The sequence below is a fragment of the Pseudomonas sp. D1-36 genome (genome assembly GCF_051132205.1).
Lineage (GTDB): Bacteria > Pseudomonadota > Gammaproteobacteria > Pseudomonadales > Pseudomonadaceae > Aquipseudomonas.
Genome location: NZ_CP071674.1, coordinates 3,655,608 through 3,679,253, shown reverse-complemented (window position 1 = coordinate 3,679,253; position 23,646 = coordinate 3,655,608). Strand labels below are relative to the sequence as shown.

General features: G+C 60.1%; 18 protein-coding genes. 12 read left to right on the top strand and 6 right to left on the bottom strand.

Going from position 1 to position 23,646, the window contains the following annotated elements:
• Positions 1-81: 81 nt before the first annotated feature.
• The 7 genes from J3P76_RS16325 to J3P76_RS16295 all read left to right on the top strand — a co-directional run bounded on the left by J3P76_RS16325 (position 82) and on the right by J3P76_RS16295 (position 8,505).
• Positions 82-519: a hypothetical protein gene (locus tag J3P76_RS16325; protein WP_420764687.1), complete on the top strand. Its 438-nt coding sequence runs from the start codon at positions 82-84 to the stop codon at positions 517-519.
• A gap of 485 nt (positions 520-1,004) precedes the next feature.
• The gene (fadB, locus tag J3P76_RS16320; protein WP_420764686.1) at positions 1,005-3,152 is read left to right on the top strand and encodes a fatty acid oxidation complex subunit alpha FadB; all 2,148 of its coding nucleotides are present in this window, start codon (positions 1,005-1,007) and stop codon (positions 3,150-3,152) included.
• Positions 3,153-3,182: 30 nt separating this feature from the next.
• On the top strand, positions 3,183-4,358 hold the full coding sequence (gene fadA / locus J3P76_RS16315) for an acetyl-CoA C-acyltransferase FadA (RefSeq protein ID WP_420764685.1): 1,176 nt from the start codon (positions 3,183-3,185) through the stop codon (positions 4,356-4,358).
• Between the two features lie 109 nt (positions 4,359-4,467).
• Entirely contained in the window at positions 4,468-4,704 is a 237-nt protein-coding gene (locus tag J3P76_RS16310) for a DUF1653 domain-containing protein (protein ID WP_420764684.1), read from the top strand.
• Between the two features lie 115 nt (positions 4,705-4,819).
• Positions 4,820-7,432 (top strand): type I DNA topoisomerase, encoded by a 2,613-nt coding sequence (gene topA / locus J3P76_RS16305; protein ID WP_420764683.1) that lies wholly within the window; start codon positions 4,820-4,822, stop codon positions 7,430-7,432.
• 222 nt (positions 7,433-7,654) lie between these two features.
• Positions 7,655-8,179: a DUF6586 family protein gene (locus J3P76_RS16300; RefSeq protein WP_434563276.1), complete on the top strand. Its 525-nt coding sequence runs from the start codon at positions 7,655-7,657 to the stop codon at positions 8,177-8,179.
• A 92-nt stretch (positions 8,180-8,271) separates the two neighbouring features.
• A complete protein-coding gene (locus tag J3P76_RS16295) occupies positions 8,272-8,505 on the top strand; it encodes a hypothetical protein (RefSeq protein WP_003183419.1) in 234 nt (77 codons plus the stop codon).
• Positions 8,506-8,572: 67 nt separating this feature from the next.
• On the opposite strand, the gene sulA is transcribed toward J3P76_RS16295, so the two are convergent.
• Both sulA and lexA read right to left on the bottom strand, forming a co-directional pair.
• The gene (sulA, locus tag J3P76_RS16290; protein ID WP_434610571.1) at positions 8,573-9,046 is read right to left on the bottom strand and encodes an SOS-induced cell division inhibitor SulA; all 474 of its coding nucleotides are present in this window, start codon (positions 9,044-9,046) and stop codon (positions 8,573-8,575) included.
• Between the two features lie 10 nt (positions 9,047-9,056).
• Entirely contained in the window at positions 9,057-9,665 is a 609-nt protein-coding gene (gene lexA, locus J3P76_RS16285) for a transcriptional repressor LexA (RefSeq protein WP_420764680.1), read from the bottom strand.
• A gap of 240 nt (positions 9,666-9,905) precedes the next feature.
• Between lexA and J3P76_RS16280 the strand changes: the two genes are divergently transcribed.
• The 3 genes from J3P76_RS16280 (at position 9,906) to J3P76_RS16270 (ending at position 12,546) form a co-directional block, all read left to right on the top strand.
• The gene (locus J3P76_RS16280) at positions 9,906-10,613 is read left to right on the top strand and encodes a TetR family transcriptional regulator (RefSeq protein WP_434610574.1); all 708 of its coding nucleotides are present in this window, start codon (positions 9,906-9,908) and stop codon (positions 10,611-10,613) included.
• Between the two features lie 171 nt (positions 10,614-10,784).
• A complete protein-coding gene (gene nagZ / locus J3P76_RS16275) occupies positions 10,785-11,795 on the top strand; it encodes a beta-N-acetylhexosaminidase (protein ID WP_434610577.1) in 1,011 nt (336 codons plus the stop codon).
• A 10-nt stretch (positions 11,796-11,805) separates the two neighbouring features.
• A complete protein-coding gene (locus tag J3P76_RS16270; protein WP_420764677.1) occupies positions 11,806-12,546 on the top strand; it encodes an S-methyl-5'-thioinosine phosphorylase in 741 nt (246 codons plus the stop codon).
• Positions 12,547-12,611: 65 nt separating this feature from the next.
• Here the strand turns inward: J3P76_RS16270 and J3P76_RS16265 are convergent, their stop codons facing one another.
• From J3P76_RS16265 to mfd, 3 genes are read right to left on the bottom strand one after another with little or no spacing between them, the layout of a single operon-like run.
• Positions 12,612-15,305 (bottom strand): DEAD/DEAH box helicase, encoded by a 2,694-nt coding sequence (locus tag J3P76_RS16265; protein WP_434610580.1) that lies wholly within the window; start codon positions 15,303-15,305, stop codon positions 12,612-12,614.
• 11 nt (positions 15,306-15,316) lie between these two features.
• Positions 15,317-15,883, bottom strand: a complete 567-nt coding sequence (locus tag J3P76_RS16260) for a CsiV family protein (RefSeq protein ID WP_420764675.1) — start codon at positions 15,881-15,883, stop codon at positions 15,317-15,319.
• Positions 15,884-15,893: 10 nt separating this feature from the next.
• A complete protein-coding gene (gene mfd, locus J3P76_RS16255) occupies positions 15,894-19,343 on the bottom strand; it encodes a transcription-repair coupling factor (protein ID WP_434700980.1) in 3,450 nt (1,149 codons plus the stop codon).
• Positions 19,344-19,511: 168 nt separating this feature from the next.
• On the opposite strand from mfd, the gene J3P76_RS16250 reads away from it, so the two are divergent.
• Positions 19,512-20,975: a glyceraldehyde-3-phosphate dehydrogenase gene (locus J3P76_RS16250; RefSeq protein ID WP_434700979.1), complete on the top strand. Its 1,464-nt coding sequence runs from the start codon at positions 19,512-19,514 to the stop codon at positions 20,973-20,975.
• A gap of 60 nt (positions 20,976-21,035) precedes the next feature.
• Here J3P76_RS16250 and J3P76_RS16245 read toward each other — a convergent pair whose 3' ends face one another.
• Positions 21,036-22,334, bottom strand: a complete 1,299-nt coding sequence (locus J3P76_RS16245) for an MFS transporter (protein WP_434610584.1) — start codon at positions 22,332-22,334, stop codon at positions 21,036-21,038.
• A gap of 227 nt (positions 22,335-22,561) precedes the next feature.
• On the opposite strand from J3P76_RS16245, the gene J3P76_RS16240 reads away from it, so the two are divergent.
• Positions 22,562-23,548: an FAD:protein FMN transferase gene (locus J3P76_RS16240; protein WP_434702043.1), complete on the top strand. Its 987-nt coding sequence runs from the start codon at positions 22,562-22,564 to the stop codon at positions 23,546-23,548.
• Positions 23,549-23,646: the final 98 nt, after the last annotated feature.

The window sequence follows — 23,646 nt, the reverse complement described above, 5'->3', positions numbered from 1 at the left end:
CGATACGGTAAGTATGGCTGGTTTCAAGCGCATTGATGGCGATACAGGTCAATGGGCTCATCAGAATTCGGGAGTACAGATATGACGGTCTGGATAGTGGTGTCAATCCTGTTGGTGGTATTAAGCCCCCTGGCATGGTTGCGACCGTCCCGCGCACAGAGCGGGCGTATAGCCCTTCGCATGGAGGCGCGACGCCTCGGGCTGGCCATGCGATTGACCCCGCAAGACTGGCCCCATTGGCTTGGCCAGCAGCCACCAAACCCCTGTGCGCAGTACCACCGAGCCCGGCGGGGCAGCCAGCCGGCCAGCTGGAGTTATTGGCAAAAGGCTCCAGGGGTGTGGGTCAACCAATGGCAGGAGGTGTGCCAGGATGAAGCGTTGCTCGGCCACTTCCGAGCATTGCCAGCCAATGTCTATAAGGTCGAGGCCGACCGGCAAATGATCGCCCTGTATTGGGGAGAGAAAGGCGAAGCCAGTGTTTTGCAGGACATTTCTGCCGTATTAAAGGCGTTGGCCTGAGCGTAAAAAAGCCCGACAGCATCATCGGGCGGGTTGGCCAGGCAGGCCGGTAAAACCATTCTTTCCAGGGCGTGCTTCGAAACGTCCTGTTCCCCGCGTACTCAATCATATTGTCACCAGCTTAGTCGGTTGAATCCGGTGCGCCTGGAATTAGGGCGACTTTTCTAATGATTGATTCTATGAATGGTCGCTCATGCAAGGTCGTGTTACGGATCCAGGCGGTACGGAAATGACTGCGGAGTCCCGTTCAAACGCCTGTTTAGGGCGATTGACAATTGTCGGAAATTCCGTGAAGGTGACGTACCCAAATCAAACGGGCGTATGAATTGAGCGTTTGTATTTTCAGAACGTTCCTACAGAACCCGACTATCGCGTTGACGGGTGTGTCTGGCGAATTGGCGTAGCATCGGCGGTTATGTCCATGTGGAGCCAGGGGCCAGCGTCCAACGTGTACTGTTCAGCTTCCATATCGTGGAGATCAGTTGATGATTTACGAAGGTAAAGCCATCACGGTTAAGGCTCTTGAAAGTGGCATCGTCGAACTGAAATTCGACCTCAAGGGTGAGTCCGTCAACAAGTTCAACCGTCTAACCCTGAATGAATTGCGTCAGGCCGTGGACACTATCAAGGCAGATGCGTCGATCAAGGGTGTGATCGTCAGCAGTGGCAAGGACGTGTTCATCGTCGGCGCCGACATCACCGAATTCGTCGACAACTTCAAGCTGCCCGATGCCGAACTGATCGCTGGCAACCTCGAAGCCAACCGTATCTTCAGCGACTTTGAAGACCTCAACGTACCGACCGTCGCGGCCATCAACGGCATCGCACTGGGTGGCGGCCTGGAAATGTGCCTGGCGGCGGACTACCGCGTCATGTCCACCGCGGCCAAGATCGGCCTGCCGGAAGTCAAGCTGGGCATCTACCCGGGTTTCGGCGGCACCGTGCGCCTGCCGCGCCTGATCGGTGCTGACAACGCTATCGAGTGGATTGCCGCTGGCAAGGAAAACCGTGCCGAAGACGCGCTGAAAGTCGGCGCCGTGGATGCGGTGGTCGAACCCGGCAAGCTTCTGGAGGCGGCCCTTGAAACCGTCAAGCGCGCCATCAGCGGCGAGTTTGACTACAAGGCCAAGCGCCAGCCGAAGCTGGAAAAACTCAAGCTCAACGCCATCGAACAGATGATGGCCTTCGAGACCGCCAAAGGTTTCGTCGCCGGCCAGGCGGGCCCGAACTACCCGGCACCGGTCGAGGCGATCAAGACCATCCAGAAAGCCGCGAATTTCGGTCGCGACAAAGCCTTGGAAGTCGAAGCCGCCGGTTTCGTGAAACTGGCCAAGACGTCTGCCGCCCAGAGCCTGATCGGTCTGTTCCTCAATGATCAGGAGCTGAAGAAAAAGGCCAAGGCCTACGACGAAATTGCCCGTGACGTGAAACAGGCCGCCGTGCTCGGCGCCGGCATCATGGGTGGCGGCATCGCCTATCAGTCGGCGTCCAAGGGCACGCCGATCCTGATGAAGGACATCAATGAACACGGCATCGAGCAGGGGTTGGCCGAAGCCGCCAAGCTGCTGGTCGGTCGCGTCGACAAAGGTCGCATGACCGCCGCGAAGATGGCCGAAGTGCTCAATGGCATTCGTCCGACGTTGTCCTACGGCGATTTCGGCCACGTCGACCTGGTGGTCGAAGCGGTTGTCGAGAACCCGAAGGTCAAGCAGGCGGTTCTGGCTGAAGTCGAAGACAAGGTCAAAGAGGACACCATCCTCGCGTCGAACACCTCGACCATTTCCATTTCGCTGCTGGCCAAAGCCCTCAAGCGTCCGGAAAACTTCGTCGGCATGCATTTCTTCAACCCGGTGCACATGATGCCCCTGGTGGAAGTGATCCGTGGCGAGAAATCCAGCGAGGAGGCGATTGCCACCACCGTGGCCTACGCCAAAAAAATGGGCAAGAACCCGATCGTCGTCAACGATTGCCCGGGCTTTTTGGTCAACCGCGTGCTGTTCCCGTACTTCGGCGGTTTCGCCAAGCTGGTCAGTGCTGGTGTGGACTTCGTGCGCATCGACAAGATCATGGAAAAATTCGGCTGGCCGATGGGCCCGGCGTACCTGATGGACGTGGTCGGCATCGACACCGGCCACCACGGTCGCGACGTCATGGCTGAAGGCTTCCCGGACCGCATGAAAGACGACCGTCGTTCCGCCGTCGACGTGCTCTACGAAGCCAAGCGCCTGGGACAGAAGAACGGCAAGGGCTTCTACGCCTATGAAACCGACAAGCGCGGCAAGCAGAAGAAAGTCGCCGATTCGTCGGTGCTGGAAGTGCTCAAGCCGATCGTCTACGAGCAGCGCGAAGTCACCGACGAGGACATCATCAACTGGATGATGATCCCGCTGTGCCTGGAAACCGTGCGTTGCCTGGAAGACGGCATTGTCGAAACCGCCGCCGAAGCCGACATGGGTCTGGTCTACGGCATCGGTTTCCCTCCATTCCGTGGCGGTGCGCTGCGCTACATCGATTCGATCGGTGTGGCCGAGTTCGTTGCCCTGGCTGACCAGTACGCTGATCTGGGCGCGTTGTACCACCCGACCGCGAAGCTGCGTGAAATGGCCAAGAACGGCCAGCGTTTCTTCGGTTAAGCGCCCAACGACTAGAGCGAGAGAACATTTATGAGCTTGAATCCTAGAGACGTCGTGATTGTCGACTTCGGTCGTACGCCGATGGGCCGCTCCAAGGGCGGCATGCACCGCAACACTCGCGCCGAAGACATGTCGGCGCACCTGATCAGCAAACTGCTGGAACGCAACGTCAAGGTCGACCCCAACGAAGTCGAGGACGTGATCTGGGGCTGCGTGAACCAGACCCTGGAGCAGGGCTGGAACATCGCCCGCATGGCTTCGCTGATGACCCAGATCCCTCACACCGCTGCCGGCCAGACGGTCAGCCGCCTGTGCGGTTCGTCCATGAGCGCGCTGCACACCGCCGCCCAGGCGATCATGACCGGTAACGGTGATGTGTTCGTGGTCGGCGGTGTCGAGCACATGGGCCACGTGAGCATGATGCACGGTGTCGATCCGAACCCGCACATGTCGCTGTACGCGGCAAAAGCCTCGGGCATGATGGGCCTGACCGCGGAAATGCTCGGCAAGATGCATGGCATCACCCGCGAACAGCAGGACGCCTTTGGCGTGCGCTCCCACCAGCTCGCCCACAAGGCGACGGTGGAAGGCAAGTTCAAGGATGAAATCATCCCGATGCAGGGCTACGACGAGAACGGCTTCTTGAAACTGTTCGACTACGACGAAACCATTCGTCCGGAAACCACCCTGGAAAGCCTGGCGACCTTGAAGCCGGCCTTCAATCCTAAGGGCGGCACCGTGACGGCGGGTACTTCGTCGCAGATCACCGACGGTGCCTCGTGCATGATCGTGATGTCGGCCCAGCGTGCCCAGGACCTGGGCATCCAGCCGATGGCCGTGATTCGTTCGATGGCTGTCGCGGGTGTGGACCCGGCGATCATGGGCTATGGTCCAGTACCGGCTACGCAGAAAGCCTTGAAGCGCGCGGGCCTGAGCATTTCCGATATCGACTTCTTCGAGCTCAACGAAGCTTTCGCCGCACAGGCCCTGCCCGTGCTGAAAGATTTGAAAGTACTCGACAAGATGAACGAGAAGGTTAACCTGCACGGCGGCGCGATCGCCCTGGGTCACCCGTTCGGTTGCTCTGGTGCGCGTATCTCTGGCACGCTGCTCAACGTCATGAAGCAGAACGGCGGCACTTTAGGGGTGTCCACCATGTGCATTGGCCTCGGCCAGGGCATCGCCACTGTCTTCGAACGCGTCTAAGCGTTGCGTTGATGGAAGCCGGGGCCAAGTGCCCCGGTTTTTGTTTTTCGGGTTTAGTAAAAGAAAGATTTTGTTTTTATTTTGAAAAAATTTGAGTGAGGGCCAACGCATGCCGATACAACCTGGGCTCTACCAACATTACAAAGGTCCGCAGTACCGCGTATTCAGCGTTGCGCGGCATTCCGAGACCGAGGAAGAAGTGGTCTTCTATCAAGCCCTGTATGGCGATTACGGCTTTTGGGTGCGTCCGTTGAGCATGTTCCAGGAGTCTGTCGAAGTTGACGGCGAACAAGTGCCGCGCTTTGCTTTGGTGCAGGTCGAGGAGAGCATCTTTTCCAAGTCTTGAGGCCAGTGTGAGGGCGACCCCGCCCTTGACCTCACCTTGCAGCCACTATATATAGCGGTGCCGCGTCAGGCGCCAACCGCCTTTCACTTTTTAGAATTCAGGAATTTTCTGATCCATGGGCAAATCGCTGGTCATTGTGGAATCCCCGGCTAAGGCCAAGACCATCAACAAGTATCTGGGCAACCAATACGTGGTGAAGTCGAGTATCGGCCATATCCGAGACCTGCCCACCAGCGGTTCGGCTAGCGCCAGCAAGGAGCCAGCCGCCAAGCGCGGCAAGGCGGCCGCTGGTGAAGCGCCGGCGCTGTCGCCGAAAGACAAGGCGCGCAAGCAGCTGGTCTCACGCATGGGAGTCGATCCGGAGCACGGCTGGAAAGCCAAGTACGAGATCCTTCCGGGCAAGGAAAAGGTCATCGAAGAACTGCGTCGGCTCGCCAAGGACGCCGACACCATTTATCTCGCGACGGACTTGGACCGCGAAGGGGAAGCCATCGCCTGGCACCTGCGCGAAGCCATCGGTGGGGATGACAGCCGCTACAAGCGCGTGGTGTTCAACGAGATCACCAAGAAGGCTATCCAGGAAGCCTTCTCCCAGCCGGGCGAGCTGGACATCGACCGGGTCAATGCCCAACAGGCGCGTCGCTTCCTTGACCGCGTCGTGGGCTACATGGTCTCGCCATTGTTGTGGGCCAAGATCGCCCGTGGCCTGTCGGCCGGTCGTGTGCAGTCGGTGGCGGTAAAGCTGGTGGTGGAGCGCGAGCGGGAAATCCGTGCGTTCAATCCCGAAGAATATTGGGAAGTCCATGCTGATCTCGGTACCGCCAAGGGCGCTACCGTGCGTTTCGAAGTGGCTCGCGAGAAAGGCGAAGCCTTCAAGCCGCTCAATGAAGCCCAGGCCATGGCAGCGCTGGAGAAGCTCAAGGCTTCCAGCTACAGCATCGTCAAGCGCGAAGACAAGCCCACCAGCAGCAAGCCGTCGGCGCCCTTCATTACGTCCACCTTGCAGCAGGCGGCGAGCAACCGCCTGGGCTTCGGTGTGAAGAAGACCATGATGATGGCCCAGCGTCTGTACGAAGCGGGCTACATCACGTACATGCGTACCGACTCGACCAATCTCTCGGCCGATGCCGTGGCGATGGCGCGTACTTATATAGAAAGCGAGTTTGGCAAGAAGTACCTGCCGGATACGCCGAACGTGTACAGCAGCAAGGAAGGCGCCCAGGAGGCTCACGAAGCGATTCGTCCTTCCGACGCCAATACCGAGCCAAGCAAGCTGTCGGGCATGGAACGCGACGCCGAGCGTCTCTACGAGCTGATCTGGCGCCAGTTCCTGGCATGCCAGATGCTACCTGCGCAATACCTGTCGACCACGGTCAGCGTCGGTGCTGGCGATTTCGAGCTGCGCGCCAAGGGCCGTATCCTGAAGTTCGACGGCTATACCCGCGTCATGCCGCAGATCACCAAGCCGGGGGACGATGACGTCCTGCCGGACATGGCCCAGGGCGACGTGATGAAGCTGATCAAGCTGGATCCGACCCAGCACTTCACCAAGCCGCCGGCACGGTATTCCGAGGCCAGCCTGGTCAAGGAGATGGAAAAGCGTGGCATCGGTCGTCCTTCGACCTATGCGGCGATCATTTCCACCATCCAGGATCGCGGCTACGTGACGCTGCACAACCGTCGCTTCTATTCGGAAAAGATGGGGGACATCGTCACCGAGCGCTTGTCCGAGAGTTTCTCGAACCTGATGGACTACGGCTTCACCGCTGGCATGGAAGAGAACCTGGACGACGTGGCCCAGGGTGAGCGGGACTGGAAAAACGTACTCGACGAGTTCTACGGCGACTTCAAGAAAAAACTGGAAGTGGCCGAAAGTCCGGAAAGCGGCATGCGGGCGAACCAGCCGGTCATGACCGATATTCCATGCCAGACCTGCGGGCGTCCGATGCAGATCCGTACCGCGTCGACCGGTGTATTCCTGGGTTGCTCGGGCTACAGCCTGCCGCCGAAGGAGCGCTGCAAGGCGACGGTCAACCTGGTGCCAGGCGACGAAATCGCCGCGGACGACGAAGGTGAGTCGGAGTCCCTGGTGCTGCGCGGCAAACACCGTTGCCCTATCTGCAGCACAGCGATGGATGCTTACCTGCTGGATGAAAAGCGCAAGCTGCACATCTGCGGTAACAATCCTGATTGTGCCGGCTACGAGATCGAAGAGGGCACCTATCGCATCAAGGGCTACGAAGGTCCGAGCCTGGAATGCGACAAGTGTGGCAGCGAAATGCAGCTGAAAACCGGCCGTTTCGGCAAGTTCTTCGGTTGCACCAATCCGACCTGCAAGAACACCCGCAAGCTGCTCAAGAGCGGTGACGCGGCGCCGCCGAAGATGGATCCGGTGAAGATGCCCGAGCTCAAGTGCGAGAAGGTAAACGACACCTACATCCTTCGTGATGGTGCATCCGGCCTGTTCCTGGCAGCCAGCCAGTTTCCGAAAAATCGCGAGACTCGGGCGCCGCTGGTGATCGAGATCTTGCCGCACAAGGATGAGATCGATCCGAAGTACCATTTCCTCTGCGACGCGCCGCAGAAGGATCCGGATGGCCGCCCAGCGGTGATCCGCTACAGCCGCAAGACCAAGGAGCAATACGTGCAGACCGAGGTTGACGGCAAGCCTACCGGTTGGAAAGCGTTCTACGACGGTGGCAAGTGGACCGTTGAAGACAAGCGCTGATTGATGGCGAAAGGATTTGAATCTGCGCGATCCTCGTGGCGAGGGAGCTTGCTCCCGCTGGGCGATTCAGTCGTTGTTCTAAACGCCGCGTAAGCAAAAGGCCGCATGACAACCCTTGGGTTTTCATGCGGCCTTTCAGTTTTTGGCTTGCAGTAGCTTCGGTTGATCCACGACACTGTCGCACCTGCGTGACGCTTTTATTTCGTTGGGGAGAATGCCGCCATGGCCCACGAACTCTACACCCGTACCAATCAGAAGATTTATTTTGCCGGCCTGTCGCTCGAAGCGCTTGCCAGGGCAGAGGATGGGCGCGCCATGAATGCTCCCGCGCTGGTCCAGGCTGGGCGTGAATCCGTGCTGTTTCATTTGTACGGCGCCTTGCTGGGTCTTTGCCACGAAATTGCCGGGTTCTATCGCTTGCCCCAGGCGAATGCGTCACGGGCCGAACTGATGCTGATGCCAGAAGTACTGGACAGCCTTGCGATTCCCGAGCTGGCGGAAATGGTCGAGTTGGCGCAGAACCGCGAGACCTGGCTGGCCAAGTTGCTGGAGGCTCATGCCGCGTTATTCCAGCCGCCACGGGCCCCGCGTAAACCGAAGGGTGATGTTACCCAGCCGTTGATTGTCGCGGTCAATCTTGACGAGCAGGAACCAGAGCCAGAGCTGAGTCGGGAAGAGTTGGAGAGCTGGCGTCAGAATCTCAAAAGCCTGGCGATTCGGTTCCGTGACGGCTTGAACGAATGCTGACGTGATGGCCGTCGGTAACGCTTGGTCAAGATCCTGAGCGAAGCTTGGCCGATGACTATATAATCCCCGCCTTTCGTGGAGAACAGACTTTTATGCCTACGTCCTTTCTAGAAATTGTCGAACTTCCTGATGGTCGCATTGAGCTGCGCCGGGCTGAAGACGAGGGTTCGCTGGTTACCCTGAACTTCTCCGAGGATGCCAAGGTGTTTCTTCAGGGCCAACATGTCGAGGTCGCCAAGGCGATGCTCAGCGTGGGTGTCCAGATGGCAGGTCGCCTGGTTGAAGGCGAATTCAACAAGGAAGAGGGGCCGCGGGTTCTACATTGATCCCCGTTTGTCGGCTTTTGAAGTAATGTGACTGGTCTGGCTTCTCTGTCCTGGAGAAGCCCTGCGTTTATCCCAATCGAATATTCAGGCTTTGTGCATCGCCGGTGCGCGCGGCGCTGATCAATTGCTGACGCGCGGTCGCGGTCAAGGGATTGAGCCAGCTGACCACCGTATGACTGCGCCCCAGGCGCAACGCTTCGCAGGTCAACTGCTGGGCGCTCTGGCTGCCGCGCGGCTGCAATAGCAGGATTCGCTCGCGATTGAGACCAGCGTCTCGCAACCAGGCCTGCGTTACGCTGGCCGGTGGTGCGATCAGCGTTAGCCAGCGAGCGTCCTGGTCCTGGCTCAGTTCTCTCAGGATCGGCGCTAGCAGGTTCAGGCAATTTCCCGCCGCACCACGCAACGACAGCTCGCTGAAGGCTTCGGGTTCGACGCTCCAGGGCGACTCGATGACCTCGTTCAGGACTGGAACCAGCGGTTGGGCCATGAATGCCTCGAACAGCGGAAGTTGTGTGTGCTGTGGTGTAAGAGGAAATTGCATAAAGCCTCCTTTAGCGGCGAATGACGCCAACGCTCAAGCCTTCGATAACCAGGTCCTGGTCTTTCAGGTCCACTTCGATGGGGGCGAATTCCGGGTTCTCGGCGATCAACCAGACCTTGCTGCCCTCGCGCTTGAAGCGCTTGACGGTGACTTCATCGCCGATCCGCGCCACCACGACCTGGCCGTTACGGGCTTCACGGGTGGTGTGGACAGCCAGGAGATCGCCATCGAAGATACCGATGTCCTTCATACTCATACCGTGCACGCGCAGAAGATAATCGGCCCTCGGGTGAAAGAATGAAGGATTGATGTTGCAAGACTCCTCGACGTGCTGCTGGGCGAGGATAGGCGCGCCGGCGGCCACGCGCCCGATGATAGGCAGGGTGGTGTCGTCGGCCTTGGCTTCGAAGCCGGGGATGCGAATCCCCCGGGATGCTCCGGGCGTCATTTCTATTGCACCCTTGCGGGCCAGCGCCTTGAGGTGCTCTTCAGCCGCGTTGGGGGATTTGAAACCCAGTTCCTGAGCGATTTCCGCACGGGTCGGCGGATAGCCGTTGTCTTCTAGGCAGCGTTTGATGAAGGCCAGAATCTCTGCTTGGCGTGGCGTCAGCTTTAGCATATCGATCGCTCTGTCTTTTTATACAGTGACTGGGATTATATACAGTACGAGTCAGTTGGCAATCCTCCTTTTTCGCCAGGCTGCCAGACGGTTGATGGAACCGCTGGCAGGGACTGTGCTACAGCTCGCCAAAGGTGTGGTTAAATACCTGACCGGACGTTCGCAAAATGCCCCGGCAGGCTTGACAAGCCCCAGGCTGAAACGTATGTTTCAAACAAGTGTTTGTCAGGCGGAGTAGCCATGGCCCAGTCGGAAACCGTTGAACGCATTCTCGATGCTGCCGAGCAATTGTTCGCGGAAAAAGGTTTCGCCGAAACCTCTTTGCGTCTGATTACCAGCAAGGCCGGGGTGAACCTGGCGGCGGTGAACTACCACTTCGGCTCGAAAAAAGCCCTGATCCAAGCGGTATTTTCGCGCTTCCTAGGGCCGTTCTGTATCAGCCTCGATCGCGAGCTGGAGCGTCGCCAGGCCAAGCCTGACGTCAAGCCCACTCTGGAAGAGCTGCTCGAGATCCTGGTCGAACAAGCCCTCGTGGTCCAGCCACGCAGCGGTAACGACCTCTCCATATTCATGCGTCTGCTGGGCCTGGCATTCAGCCAGAGCCAAGGGCACTTGCGGCGCTATCTAGAAGACATGTACGGCAAGGTGTTCCGTCGCTACATGCTGCTGGTCAACGAAGCCGCGCCGCGCATACCACCTATCGAATTGTTCTGGCGCGTGCATTTCATGCTCGGTGCCGCGGCATTCAGCATGTCGGGCATCAAGGCGCTGCGGGCTATCGCCGAGACCGACTTCGGCGTGAATTCGTCGATCGAGCAGGTGATGCGCCTGATGGTGCCGTTCCTGGCAGCGGGCATGCGCGCCGAAAGCGGCGTCACCGATGAAGCAATGGCGGCCGCGCAGCTGCGTCCGCGCAGCAAATCGACGCCGGCGCTCGCCAAGGCATAGGCACACGGGTGGGCGCGGATGGCTACATCCGCTAAGCTAGCCGCCCATGCCGATTCTCCTTTTGAATTCGTCTCAATATTCTTCGCCCGCGCGGTCTGCCGGCCCTTCAGCCTGGCGGTGCCGTGGCGGATGCAGCATCGCGCGCGTCCCTCGTTATTAAAAGGAACTGTTATGACTGGTGCCCTTCAAGGCTCGTTGATGGTGGACGTCGCCGGAACCTGGCTGACGGCTGAAGATCGCCATCTGTTGCGTCAGCCCGAAGTGGGTGGATTGATCATTTTTGCCCGCAATATCGAGCATCCCCGCCAGGTGCGCGAGCTGAGCGCCTCGATCCGGGCCATTCGCCCCGATCTGTTGTTGGCTGTCGACCAGGAGGGCGGCCGGGTGCAACGCCTGCGCCAAGGCTTCGTGCGTCTGCCGGCGATGCGGGCCATAGCCGATAACCCGAACGCCGAGTACTTGGCCGAGCAGTGCGGCTGGATCATGGCCACCGAAGTGCTGGCGGTCGGCCTCGATTTGAGCTTCGCCCCCGTGCTGGACCTCGATTACCAACGCAGCGCGGTGGTAGGAAGTCGTGCCTTCGAAGGCGACCCCGAGCGCGCCACACTGCTGGCAGGTGCGTTTATCCGTGGCATGAACGCCGCGGGAATGGCGGCCACAGGCAAGCATTTTCCGGGGCATGGCTGGGCCGAGGCAGACTCCCATGTCGCCATTCCTACTGACGAACGCAGTCTCGAACAGATCCGAGCCTGCGACCTGGTACCGTTTACCAAGCTGAGTAAGAAGCTGGCGGCCGTCATGCCCGCCCATGTCATTTATCCCCAGGTGGATGCCAGCCCGGCAGGGTTCTCCCGTCGTTGGCTGCAAGACGTCCTACGCGGCGAGTTGCAGTTTGATGGCGTGATCTTCAGCGATGATCTTTCGATGGCCGGCGCCCACGTGGTCGGCGATGCCGCCAGTCGGATTGAGGCTGCCTTGGCCGCGGGCTGCGACATGGGGCTGGTCTGCAACGACCGCGCGGCCGCCGAGCTCGCCTTGAGCGCTGCCCAGCGCCTGAAGGTCACGCCGTCGGCGCGGATTGCCCGTATGCGTGGCCAGGCCTTCGCCAGTACCGAGTACCGTCAGGATCCGCGCTGGTTGACAGCGATCGGCGCGTTGAAAGCCGCTCAACTGATTGATTAAGGATGTTTCGATGACTGTTTACGCAATTATCGGCGGCACCGGCCTGACCCAGCTGGAAGGCCTGACCATTCGCCAATCCCTGGCGGTGGAGACGCCCTACGGCGCGCCATCAGCCGAGGTGCAGATTGGCGAATACGCCGGGCGTGAGGTGTTGTTTCTGGCACGCCATGGCCATCCCCACCGTTTCCCGCCGCATCAGGTCAACTATCGCGCCAATCTCTGGGCGCTGAAGCAGGCGGGCGCCGAGGCGGTCCTGGCGGTCAACGCCGTCGGCGGGATCCACGCCGCGATGGGCACCGGTCATTTTTGCGTGCCCCACCAGTTGATCGATTACACCAGCGGTCGCCAGCATACGTATTTCGCCGATGACCTGGAGGCGGTGACCCACATTGATTTCAGCTACCCCTACACGGAATCGCTGCGCCAGCAATTGATTGCGGCCCTGGCTGCCGAAGGCTGCGGCTATAGCAGTCACGGTGTCTATGCCTGCACGCAGGGGCCGCGCCTGGAAACCGTGGCCGAAATCGCACGCCTGGAGCGCGATGGCTGCGATATCGTCGGTATGACGGGCATGCCGGAGGCGGCGCTGGCCCGTGAGCTGGAACTGGACTACGCCTGCCTGGCGCTGGTGGTGAACCCGGCGGCGGGCAAATCCACTGCGGTGATTACCATGGCGGAGATCGAGCAGGCCCTGCATGACGGAATGGGTAAAGTGAAGTCGACCCTGGCGCGGGTGTTGATGGCGGGCTAGAAAGTCCGGTTTATTGGAGAATGATCTTGTGGGAGCGAGCCTGCTCGCTCCCACAATCAGGAGTTTCAGCGCTTCTCCAGCTTGTCCGGCAGCGGCGCAAATAGCGCCTCGATGTCTTCATTCTGCAGTTTCCAATCCCCAGCCACACGCCCATCCAGCACGCCGGCCGCCAGGTCGGACTTTTCTTTTTGCAGCAGCTGGATCTTTTCTTCCACCGTGCCGCGGGCAATCAGTTTGTACACGAACACCGGTTTTTCCTGGCCAATGCGATAGGCGCGGTCGGTTGCCTGGTTTTCGGTGGCGGGGTTCCACCAAGGATCGTAGTGAATCACCGTGTCCGCTTCTGTCAGGTTCAGGCCCACGCCGCCGGCCTTCAGGCTGATCAGAAAGATTTGACGCTTGCCGCTTTGGAATTCCTTCACTGGCGTGCGTCGGTCTCGGGTCTGGCCGGTGAGGATGGCGTAATCCACGCCGCGTTTTTTCAGTTCATCTTCAATCAGCGCCAACATGGAGGTGAACTGTGAAAACAGCAGCACCCGCCGACCTTCTTCGAACAATTCCTCAAGCATTTCCATCAGGCTGTCGAGCTTGCCCGAGGTGCTGCCGCGGGTGGGCAGGGTGGCATCACTGATCAGGCGCAAATCGCAGCACACCTGGCGCAGCTTGAGCAGCGCTTCCAGGATGATGATCTGGCTGCGCGCCACGCCTTTGCGGGTGATCTCGTCGCGCACCTTCTTGTCCATCGCCAGGCGCATCGTCTCGTAGACATCCCGCTGGGCGTCGCTGAGTTCCACCCAATGGATGATTTCGGTCTTGGGTGGCAGCTCCGTCGCCACTTGCTCTTTGGTACGGCGCAGCAAGAAGGGTTTTATCCGACCGTTCAGGTGTTGCAATCGTACGTCGCTGCCGCGCTTTTCGATCGGTACGCGGTAGTCGCGATTGAAGCTCTTGACGTCGCCAAGCCAGCCCGGCAGCAGGAAGTGAAACAGCGACCAGAGTTCACCAAGGTGGTTTTCCAGTGGTGTACCGGACAGGCACAACCGTTGCCTGGCATCGAGTTCCCGGGCGGCTTGGGCGGCTTTGCTGGTGGGGTTCTTGATGTACTGGGCTTCATCCAGGATCAGTACATGCAGCGGCTGCGCCTTGAGGCGTTCGACATCCTTGGGAAGCAGCGCATAGGTGGTCAGGATCAAGTCGTAATCGGCCAGGCGCTCGAAGTGTTTCTTGCGCCCGGCACCGTACAGCGCCAGTACCTTAAGCTGCGGAGTGAAATGCGAGGCTTCGTCGAGCCAGTTGGGAATCAGGCTCGTCGGCATCACCACCATGCACGGTCGGTCCAGGCGCCCAGCGTTTTTTTCGCTGAGAATGTGTGCCAGGGTCTGTAGGGTTTTGCCCAGTCCCATGTCGTCCGCGAGAATCCCGCCTACTTCCAGCTGTCGTAGCGATTGCATCCAGCTCAAACCTTCGAGCTGGTAGGGTCGCAGCGTGGCGTTCAAGCCCTGCGGGGCGGTGGCGGTGTAGTCCTTGATGTCCCGCAGGCGTTGGGCCAGGCTGCGTATGTGCTCGCCACCTTCCCAGCGCAGCGGCATGTCCTGCAATGGGTTCAGGCGCAGGGCATCGGCGCTGTTGAGGCGCAGTTTGGTGGTGCCGGGCTCTTGCAGGTAGAACTCGCCGAGGGTCGCCAGCACGGGCTTCAACCGCCCGTACGGCAGGGCAACTTGCTGAGGGCCGAATTCCGAGTTGGGCCGGTGCGGCAAGTTAACCAGGATAAGTTCGTCATCGCGGCGCCTGGCCAGTCGTTCCGGGTTGAATAGCTCGATATGCGAGCGCATCAGGTTCAACAGGATAGGCAGCAGGCTCAGTCGCTCGCCGTTGACGATGATGCCCAGCTCCAGGTCGAACCAGTCACGCTCCGGAGTCTCATCGACCGTGGCGTACCACTCATCCACCGCCGTCAGGTCGAAGCCGAAGTCTTCATCAATCTGCAATTCCCAACCCTGGGTGCGCAGCTTTGGCAGGTCATTGAGGGTAAAGGTCAGCCAGGCGCTGTCGTTGACCATTTCGTACAGTTCGCCAGCGCTCTCCGGTAGAGCCTTGCTTTGTCGGGTCGCAACCTTGAATCCAAGAATTCGCAACTGCTCACGGTAGGACTGTTCCACTTCGATCTGGCGTTTTATCCGCAGCGTCTGGGTTTCCTGGCGAATCAGTACGTCGGTGTTGCGCTGGCCGCTGACGTACTCGTCCAGATAACTGAAGGACAAGGCGGCGCGGTGCTGGATATAACGCTGCATCTTGCCGTTGCGCGGCTCGAAGGCGCTGAACTCGACACTTGCCAGCCAAAGCCGTGGCACCGGCTGCACGTTTTCCACCAGGACTTGCGGCGGGGCCTTGGGGCTGCGGTTGTCCAGCACTGCCTGGAGCTTTTCCAGCAATTGCGCGTCTTTTTCGGCGGCCGGGTAGGCCAGGGTTTCCTGAACTTGCAGCAGCACCGCTGCGCAATGCTTGCAATTGATGCGCACCGGGCAGGAGCACGCGGCGTCTAGCAGGATCAATGTGCCTTTGGCTGACTCCTTGAGGCGAATGGTCTGACGGTAGACGCTGCCGCCCGAGCCTTCGCAGCTGGCGATGATGGTGCTGTCGCCGGCCTCGACGACCCTCACGCGGTTTTCCAGCGCGTATCGGCGCCCACGCTCCAGGCTTTGTTCCTTGAATCGATTGACCCAGGAAGGTGCCAGCGGTTTGCTCAGGGGCGAGGGCATGGGCGCGCCGATCAGTCTGGAATGACGTCAGGTGCCTGCCGAGGCGCAGGCGCAGTCAACGAGGTGATCTTGATCAACAAGCCAAGGTGGCCGTTATCGAGGAAGTTCAGCTGGCCGTTCTTGGTATGGCTCTGTTGTTTCAAGCGCTCGCTGGCCGTGACCAGCCCATTGGCGTCGATCTGGTTGATCCAGAAGTCGGCGTCTACGTCAGTGAAACGGCCCAGTTTCAGTTCCAGGGTGCCCTCGATGGGAAACTGGCCGAACTGCTCGGCGCCATCACTGACGGCAATCTTGCTGCCCTGTTCGCCCAGGTTCTGTTGCCAGGCCTTGTGCATCAGCACGGTGTATTGACCGCTGGCGTTGAGTTTCTCGACGATGTTGCCCATCGCCGGCGTGCGCTGGCTGTCCGCGCCCAGGCGTTGTGCGCCGGCGTCCCAGTCCTCCGGCGCGGCGCGGCTGATAATGGCCGGCTCGGCATTCTGGCGGACTAGAATCATTTCAACCTGGTACAAGTCGTCGGCAACCGCCAGGGGAGCGATCAGCGTCATCAACAACGTCAAGGAGCGAAACAGGCGCATTGGGCGTCCTTCAAGCAGTGGTCGGATTGAGGCGCTCGAACAGCGCCTCTACGGTATTGAAGCGCTCTTCCGGGCGTTCCATGGGCACCATGAACTTGAACATCGTGGCGCCTTCGAATTTGTAGCGTTTGGGCTGGCCCTGGATCAGCTTGATCAGGACCAGCGGATCAACCGGGGTCTGCGCCTCGAACTCGATCCGGCCGCCGTTGGGGCCGCCGTCGACTTTCTTGATGCCCAATTGCTCGGCCTTGAGCTTGAGCAGCGTTGTGCGTATCAGGTTCTTGGTCGGCTCCGGAAGCAGGCCGAAGCGGTCGATCATCTCCACTTGCAGGTCCTTCAGGCCTTCCTCGTCGGTGGCCGAGGCGATGCGTTTGTAGAGGATCAGGCGTGCATGAACATCCGGCAGGTAATCCTCGGGGATCAGCGCTGGCACCCGCAGGTTGATTTCCGGGCCGCCGCCGAGGGGCTGGTCGAGGTTCGGTTGCTCGCCCTTGCGGATCGACTTGACCGCCCGTTCAAGCATTTCCATGTACAGGGTGAAACCCACTGCCTGGATCTGCCCGCTCTGGCCATCGCCAAGCAACTCGCCAGCGCCACGGATTTCAAGGTCATTGGTGGCCAGTACGAAGCCGGCGCCCAGGTCCTGGGTGTTGGCAATGGCTTCCAGGCGTTTTTCCGCGTCCGGGGTGATCTGCTGGCGCGGCGGTGTCAGCAGGTAGGCGTAGGCCTGGTGGTGACTGCGTCCGACCCGGCCACGCAATTGGTGCAACTGGGCCAGGCCGAATTTGTCGGCGCGCTCGATGATAATCGTGTTGGCGCTTGGCACGTCGATGCCGGTCTCGATGATGGTCGAGGCGATCAGCACGTTGAAGCGCTTGTGGTAGAAGTCGCTCATCACCTGTTCGAGCTCGCGCTCACGCATTTGTCCGTGGCCGATGCCGATGCGTGCTTCCGGCACCAACTCGGCCAGGTCGGCGGCGCATTTCTCGATGGTCTTCACGTCGTTGTGCAGGTAATAGACCTGGCCGCCGCGCAGCAGCTCGCGTAGCAAGGCCTCCTTGACCGTGCTCTTGTTCTGCTCCATGACGAATGTGCGCACCGACAGGCGCCGGGCCGGCGGCGTGGCGATGATCGACAGGTCGCGCATGCCTGAAACGGCCATGTTCAATGTGCGCGGGATCGGCGTGGCGGTCAGGGTCAGGATGTCGACTTCGCTGCGCAGGGCCTTGAGCTGTTCTTTCTGGCGTACGCCAAAACGGTGCTCTTCATCGATGATCACCAGCCCGAGGTTCTTGATCTTCACATCGTCCTGCAGCAGCTTGTGCGTGCCGATGACGATGTCGATCTTGCCTTCGGCCAGGTCGGCCACGGCGGCGTTTACTTCCTTGGCGGATTTGAAGCGGCTCATCACTTCCACGGTCACCGGCCAATCGGCGAAGCGGTCGCGGAAACTGTTGTAATGCTGTTGGGCGAGCAGGGTAGTCGGCACCAGGATCGCCACCTGCTTGCCGCCATGCACGGCAATGAACGCAGCACGCATCGCCACTTCGGTCTTGCCGAAACCCACGTCGCCACACACCAGCCGGTCCATGGGCTTGGGCGCGAGCATGTCGGCGCGCACGGCTTCGATGGTGGCCTGCTGGTCGACGGTTTCTTCGAAGGGGAAGCCAGCGCTGAAGGTTTCGTAGTCGGCTTTCGGGTCCGCGAATGCATAACCCTCGCGTGCGGCCCGGCGAGCATAGATATCCAGCAATTCCGCTGCCACGTCGCGCACCTGTTCGGCGGCCTTGCGCTTGGCTTTCTGCCAGGTTTCCGAGCCCAGGCGATGGAGCGGGGCCAAGGCGTCGTCGCTGCCGGTGTAGCGGGCGATGAGGTGCAGGTTGGCCACCGGCACGTACAGTTTCGCGCCCTCGGCGTATTCGAGGGTCAGGAATTCGGCGGCCTGGTTTTCGATCTCCAGGGTCGCCAAGCCCAGGTAGCGGCCCACGCCGTGGTCGATGTGCACCACCGGCGCGCCTTCACGCAGTTCCGTGAGGTTCTTGATGACTGCGTCGTTGGCTGCGTCGGCGCGTTTTTCCCGGCGACGACGCTGCATGACACGCTGGCCGAACAATGGGCTTTCAGCCACCAGGGCCAAGGCCGGATCGTCAAGGATCAAGCCGTCGTTGAGCGGTGCGATGGTGATCGCCAGGCGATCCTTGCCCGCGACAAAGTCAGGCCAGCTGTCGACGGTCTTCGGACGCAACTTCAGGCGTTCGAGCAGCTCCAGCAACACTTCGCGGCGGCCCGCGGACTCGGCGGTAAACAGCACACGGCCAGGGAAACCGTCGAGGAAACCGGCCAGGGCCGCCAGCGGTTGCGTGGCCTTGGCTTCGATTGCCAGGTCCGGCAAAGGCTTGGCAGGGAAGCGTTCACGCCCGGCGCCGGTTTCCACGTCCTGCTGGCTCGCCACCACACGGGGCCAACTCTTGAGGCGGGCGAAGCAGTCTTCCACCGGCAAGAACAGCTCGGCAGGCGGCAACAAAGGGCGAGACGGATCGACACGACGTTCTTCGTAGCGATTACGTACATCGTTCCAGAAGTTTTCCGCCGCCTGCTCGATGCCCGGAAGGGAAAACACCTGGGTATCCTGGGGCAGATAATCGAACAGCGTGGACGTTTCTTCGAAGAACAGCGGCAAGTAATACTCGATGCCGGCCGGCGTGATTCCGCTGCTCAGGTCCTGGAAGATCGGGCAACGGCGGAAATCCACGTCGAAACGCTCGCGAAAACGCGCCTTGAACCGGGTGACCGCGTCTTTTTGCAGCGGGAATTCCTTGGCGGGCAACAGGCGGATCGATTGGACCTTGTCGATGGAGCGCTGGTTTTCCGGATCGAAAGTGCGCAGGGTCTCGATTTCGTCATCGAACAGGTCGATGCGATACGGCAATTTGCTGCCCATCGGGAAGAGGTCGATCAGGGCGCCACGGACCGCGAACTCACCGTGCTCGTAAACGGTATCGACGTAGCGATAGCCACTGGCCTCGAGCCGGCTGCGCATCTGCTCGACGTCAAGCTTCTGGCCGATGTCCAGCACCAGGCTGCTGCCCAGCAGGAACTGAGTCGGTGCGAGGCGATGTAGGGCTGTGGTGATCGGCACTACCAAAACGCCATGACTGAGCTCCGGCAGCCGGTAGAGGCTGGCGATACGCTGGGAAATGATGTCCTGGTGCGGCGAAAAAAGGTCGTAGGGCAGGGTTTCCCAGTCCGGGAAATGCAGCACTGGCAAATCCGGGGCGAAGAAACCCAGCTCCTGTTCCAGCCGCTCGGCGCTCTGGCTGTCGGCGGTCAACAACAGGGTGAAGCGCTTTGCAGCGCTGGCGGCCTCGGCGATAGCCAGGCTCAGGGCGGCACCGGGCAGGTTGCCCCAGTGCTGTTTACCTGCCGCGGCAGGGAGAAGCGGAAGACGCAGAACGGGCACGGAAGGTTGAGCTCCAGCGTTGCGACAAAGTCGACAATTGTAGCGGGGGAAGTGCCCGGCTGTCAGTCGCGGACTACTCTGTCAGAACGCAAAACCACGGCGCGACGGGCGCGCATTGCTCCGCAGAGGACTCGGCGGCATAATGTAGCCCCTTTTTTCAGCCCCTACATGTGGAAGGTTACCGTGACTCAGAAGCCCGACCAGTGTCTTGGTGAATGGATTGATCGTGAAGCACTCGCAGAAGCGATGATCCCTCTCATCGGTCAGCTCTACCGCAATAACAATGTGGTGAGCTCGATCTATGGCCGCAGCCTGATCAACCAGTCTGTCATCGCGATCCTCAAGGCCCACCGCTTTGCTCGCCACCGTTCTTCCGACGACAGCGAACTCTCCGTCCACGAAACATTCCCCCTGCTCAAGGCCATGAGCGAGCTCAAGCTCGGCGCGGCTTCGGTGGACCTGGGCAAGTTGGCGTTCAAATTCCGTAACGAAGGCAATGGCCGTAACGCCGAGCAGTTCGTTCGCGAAGAAATGGCCGATGTGGTTGGTCAACAGAACGCTACGCCGCGCAAAGGCACTGACGTCGTGCTCTACGGCTTTGGCCGTATCGGTCGTCTGCTGGCGCGCATCCTGATCGAGAAAACCGGTGGTGGAGACGGCCTGCGCCTGCGTGCCATCGTCGTGCGCAAAGGCGCCGAGAACGACCTGACCAAGCGCGCCAGCCTGCTGCGTCGCGATTCGGTCCACGGTTCGTTCAATGGCACCATTACCATCGACGAAGAAAACAACACCATCACCGCCAACGGCAACCTCATCCAGGTGATCTACGCGAAGAACCCGACCGAGGTGGATTACACCCAGTACGGCATCAAGGACGCGCTGCTGGTGGACAACACCGGCGTATGGCGTGACGCCGATGGCCTGGGCCAGCACCTGGCGTGCCCGGGTATCGACCGCGTTGTCCTGACCGCGCCTGGCAAGGGCAAGCTGAAGAACATCGTTCACGGTATCAACCACAACGAAATCACCGCTGACGACAAGATCGTCTCCGCCGCGTCCTGCACCACCAACGCCATCGTGCCGGTGCTCAAGGCCGTGAACGACAAGTTCGGCATCATCAACGGTCACGTCGAAACCGTTCACTCGTACACCAACGACCAGAACTTGATCGACAACTTCCACAAGGGCGATCGCCGTGGTCGTAGCGCCGCGCTGAACATGGTCATCACCGAGACCGGTGCCGCCACTGCTGCAGCCAAGGCCCTGCCTGAGCTGGCCGGCAAGCTGACCGGTAACGCGATCCGCGTGCCGACGCCGAACGTGTCGATGGCCATTCTCAACCTGAACCTTGAGAAAGCCGCGACTCGCGAAGAGATGAACGACTACCTGCGCTACATGGCGCTGCACTCCGATCTGCATAAGCAAATCGACTTCGTCAACTCGCAGGAAGTGGTGTCCACCGACTTCGTTGGCTCCCGCCACGCCGGTGTCGTCGACGCAGAAGCGACCATCGTCCAGGATAATCGTGTTGTCCTTTACGTCTGGTACGACAACGAGTTCGGTTACAGCTGCCAGGTGGTTCGCGTGATGGAAGACATGGCTGATGTGAATCCGCCTGCATTCCCGCGCTAAGCGTTAACTGCTTGTGAAAACGCCCCGACTTGTCGGGGCGTTTTTTTTGCCTGGGATTTGTCAGGCGCCACTAACGGCAGAAGCTTGGGCGGTCCGCAGCTCATGCCGGTTACCCTTGAACAGCACCAAGGTCGCAATCAACCCCAACACCGCCGCGCCGCTGAGCCAGATTCCCGGTGCGGCCTTGTTGCCGAGCACGTGGATCAGGTAGGTGCAGGCCGCTGGGGTAAATCCGCCGAAGGTCGCGGTGGCGAGGCTATAGGCCAGGGAAAAACCAGTGGTACGCACCTCGACTGGCATGATTTCCGTCAAGGCCACGACCATTGCGCCGTTGTAGGATCCATACAGGAACGATAGCCACAACTCGACGATCAGCAGATGGCTGAAACTGGGGTTCGCCACCAGCCAGGACAGTGCTGGGTACGCGGTCAGGATCGCCAGCATCGTCGCACCGAGCAGTAGGGGTTTACGCCCGATCCTGTCGGAAAACGCGCCCATCACGGGCAGCCAGAAGAAGTTCGACAAGCCGATGCACACGGTGACTAATAGCGCGTCCAGGTCCGAAAGGTTCAATTCGGCCTTGCCGAAGGTCGGTGTGTAAGCCGTGATCAGGTAGAACGACACTGTGGTCATCACTACCAACGCCATGCCTGCCAATACGATGCCGAAGTTCTGACCGATGGAGCGGACAATTTCTGACAAGGTAGGGCGGTGTTTTCTGGCCTGGAATTCAGCCGTCTCCTCCAGGGAGCGGCGAATCACGAAGATGACCGGTACGATCAGACAGCCGACCAGGAACGGCACGCGCCAGCCCCATTCGCCCATCTCCTGGGGGCTCAACCAATGATTGAGACCGACCCCCAGCAGACCGGCGAACACCACCGCGGCCTGTTGGCTGGCGGACTGCCAACTGACGAAAAAGCCCTTGCGCCCTGGCGTGGAAATTTCCGCCAGGTACACCGACACCCCACCCAGCTCCACGCCAGCGGAAAAGCCTTGCAGCAATCGACCCAGCAACACCAGCAACGGTGCCGCCACGCCCAGTGTGGCGTAGCCCGGAACGCAGGCGATCAGCACCGTGCCGGCGGCCATCATCGCCAGCGTGATGATCAGGCCTTTGCGGCGGCCGTGGCGGTCGATGTAGGCGCCGAGGAAAATCGCGCCCAGCGGACGCATCAGGAATCCCGCGCCGAACGTGGCCAGGGACAGCATCAGCGAGGCAAAGGCGCTGTCTGTTGGGAAAAATGTCTTGGCGATGGCCGTGGCGTAGAAGCCGTAGACCATGAAGTCGAACATCTCGAGGAAGTTGCCGCTGACGACGCGGAAAATCGCCTTGCCGTTGCTCGTGTTGGAAGACATGGTTAAGTACCCACTTTGGCAAATCTTGTATGAAAACGCTGTAGCCCCTGTGGGAGCGAGCTTGCTCGTAATAGCGGTGTGTCAGGTAGCGCATTGTCGATGAGCCCCCGCCGCCGCGAGCAAGCTCGCTCCCACAGGTTTTTTGCGCGTGTCTGTAGCCCATAATGGCTGGCGCGGTTTTGTCGGGAGATGAAGATTTGTTAACTGGACGATGGATAGGGGGTGTGATGCTTGCTGGCGTGTTATCCGCTTGCGGCAACGGCGACACCTTGGAGCGCTTCGACGGCCCGACCATGGGCAGCCGCTATTCCATCCAGTACGTCAGGCATGTCGCTACCCCCGGTCCGAAAGTGGTGCAGGGCGAGGTGGAAAAGATCCTGGCCGAAGTAGATAGACAGTTGTCCACCTATCGCAGTGACTCGGACATCGAGCGTTTCAATACGATGCCTGCTGATAGTTGCCGAGTGATGCCGGAGCCAGTGCTCGAGCTGATCCGAGCGGGCGAGCAACTCTCCTCGCAAAGCGCAGGCGCCTTCGATTTGACGGTTGAGCCTTTATTGAACCTGTGGGGGTTCGGTCCGCAGTCCCGGGAAGAACAGGTGCCGAGCGCCGAGGCCCTGGCCGAAACTCGTCAGCGCGTAGGTCATAGACATCTGCGCATTGAGCGCGACCAACTGTGCAAGGACGCCGCGGTGGAAGTCGATTTCAACAGCATCGCGGCCGGTTACGCCGTCGACCGCATCGCCGCCAGGCTTCAGGCCCTGGGCATCGACAGCTACCTGGCCGAAGCTACCGGTGAACTCAAGGCTATCGGGCGCAAGCCGGATGGTTCGCCCTGGCGCATCGCTCTGGAAGAACCACGGGACGACCGGCAAGTGGCGGAGCGGGTCATCGAGGTCAACGGCTACGGGATTTCAACGTCAGGTGATTACCGAAAATACTTCGAGCAGGGCGGCAAGCGTTATTCCCACACCTTTGATGCGCGTACTGGTGCGCCGGTCCTACACAACCTGGCGTCCGTCACGGTGATTCATCCTTCGGCGATGATGGCCGATGGACTATCGACGCTGTTGCTGATTCTCGGTCCTGAACGAGGTTGGGACTATGCCCAGGAACATGGCGTCGGGGTATTTTTCGTATTGCGGGATGGGGAGCGTTTCGTCAGCCGCACCAACGACATCTTTGAACGGATGACCCGTGGAAAAAACCAATGATCATTGAAGTGGAATTACCGTGGCGAGGGAGCTTGCTCCCGCTTGAGTGCGAAGCGCTCACAAAAATGGAGGGGGCGCTACGCACCCCAGCGGGAGCA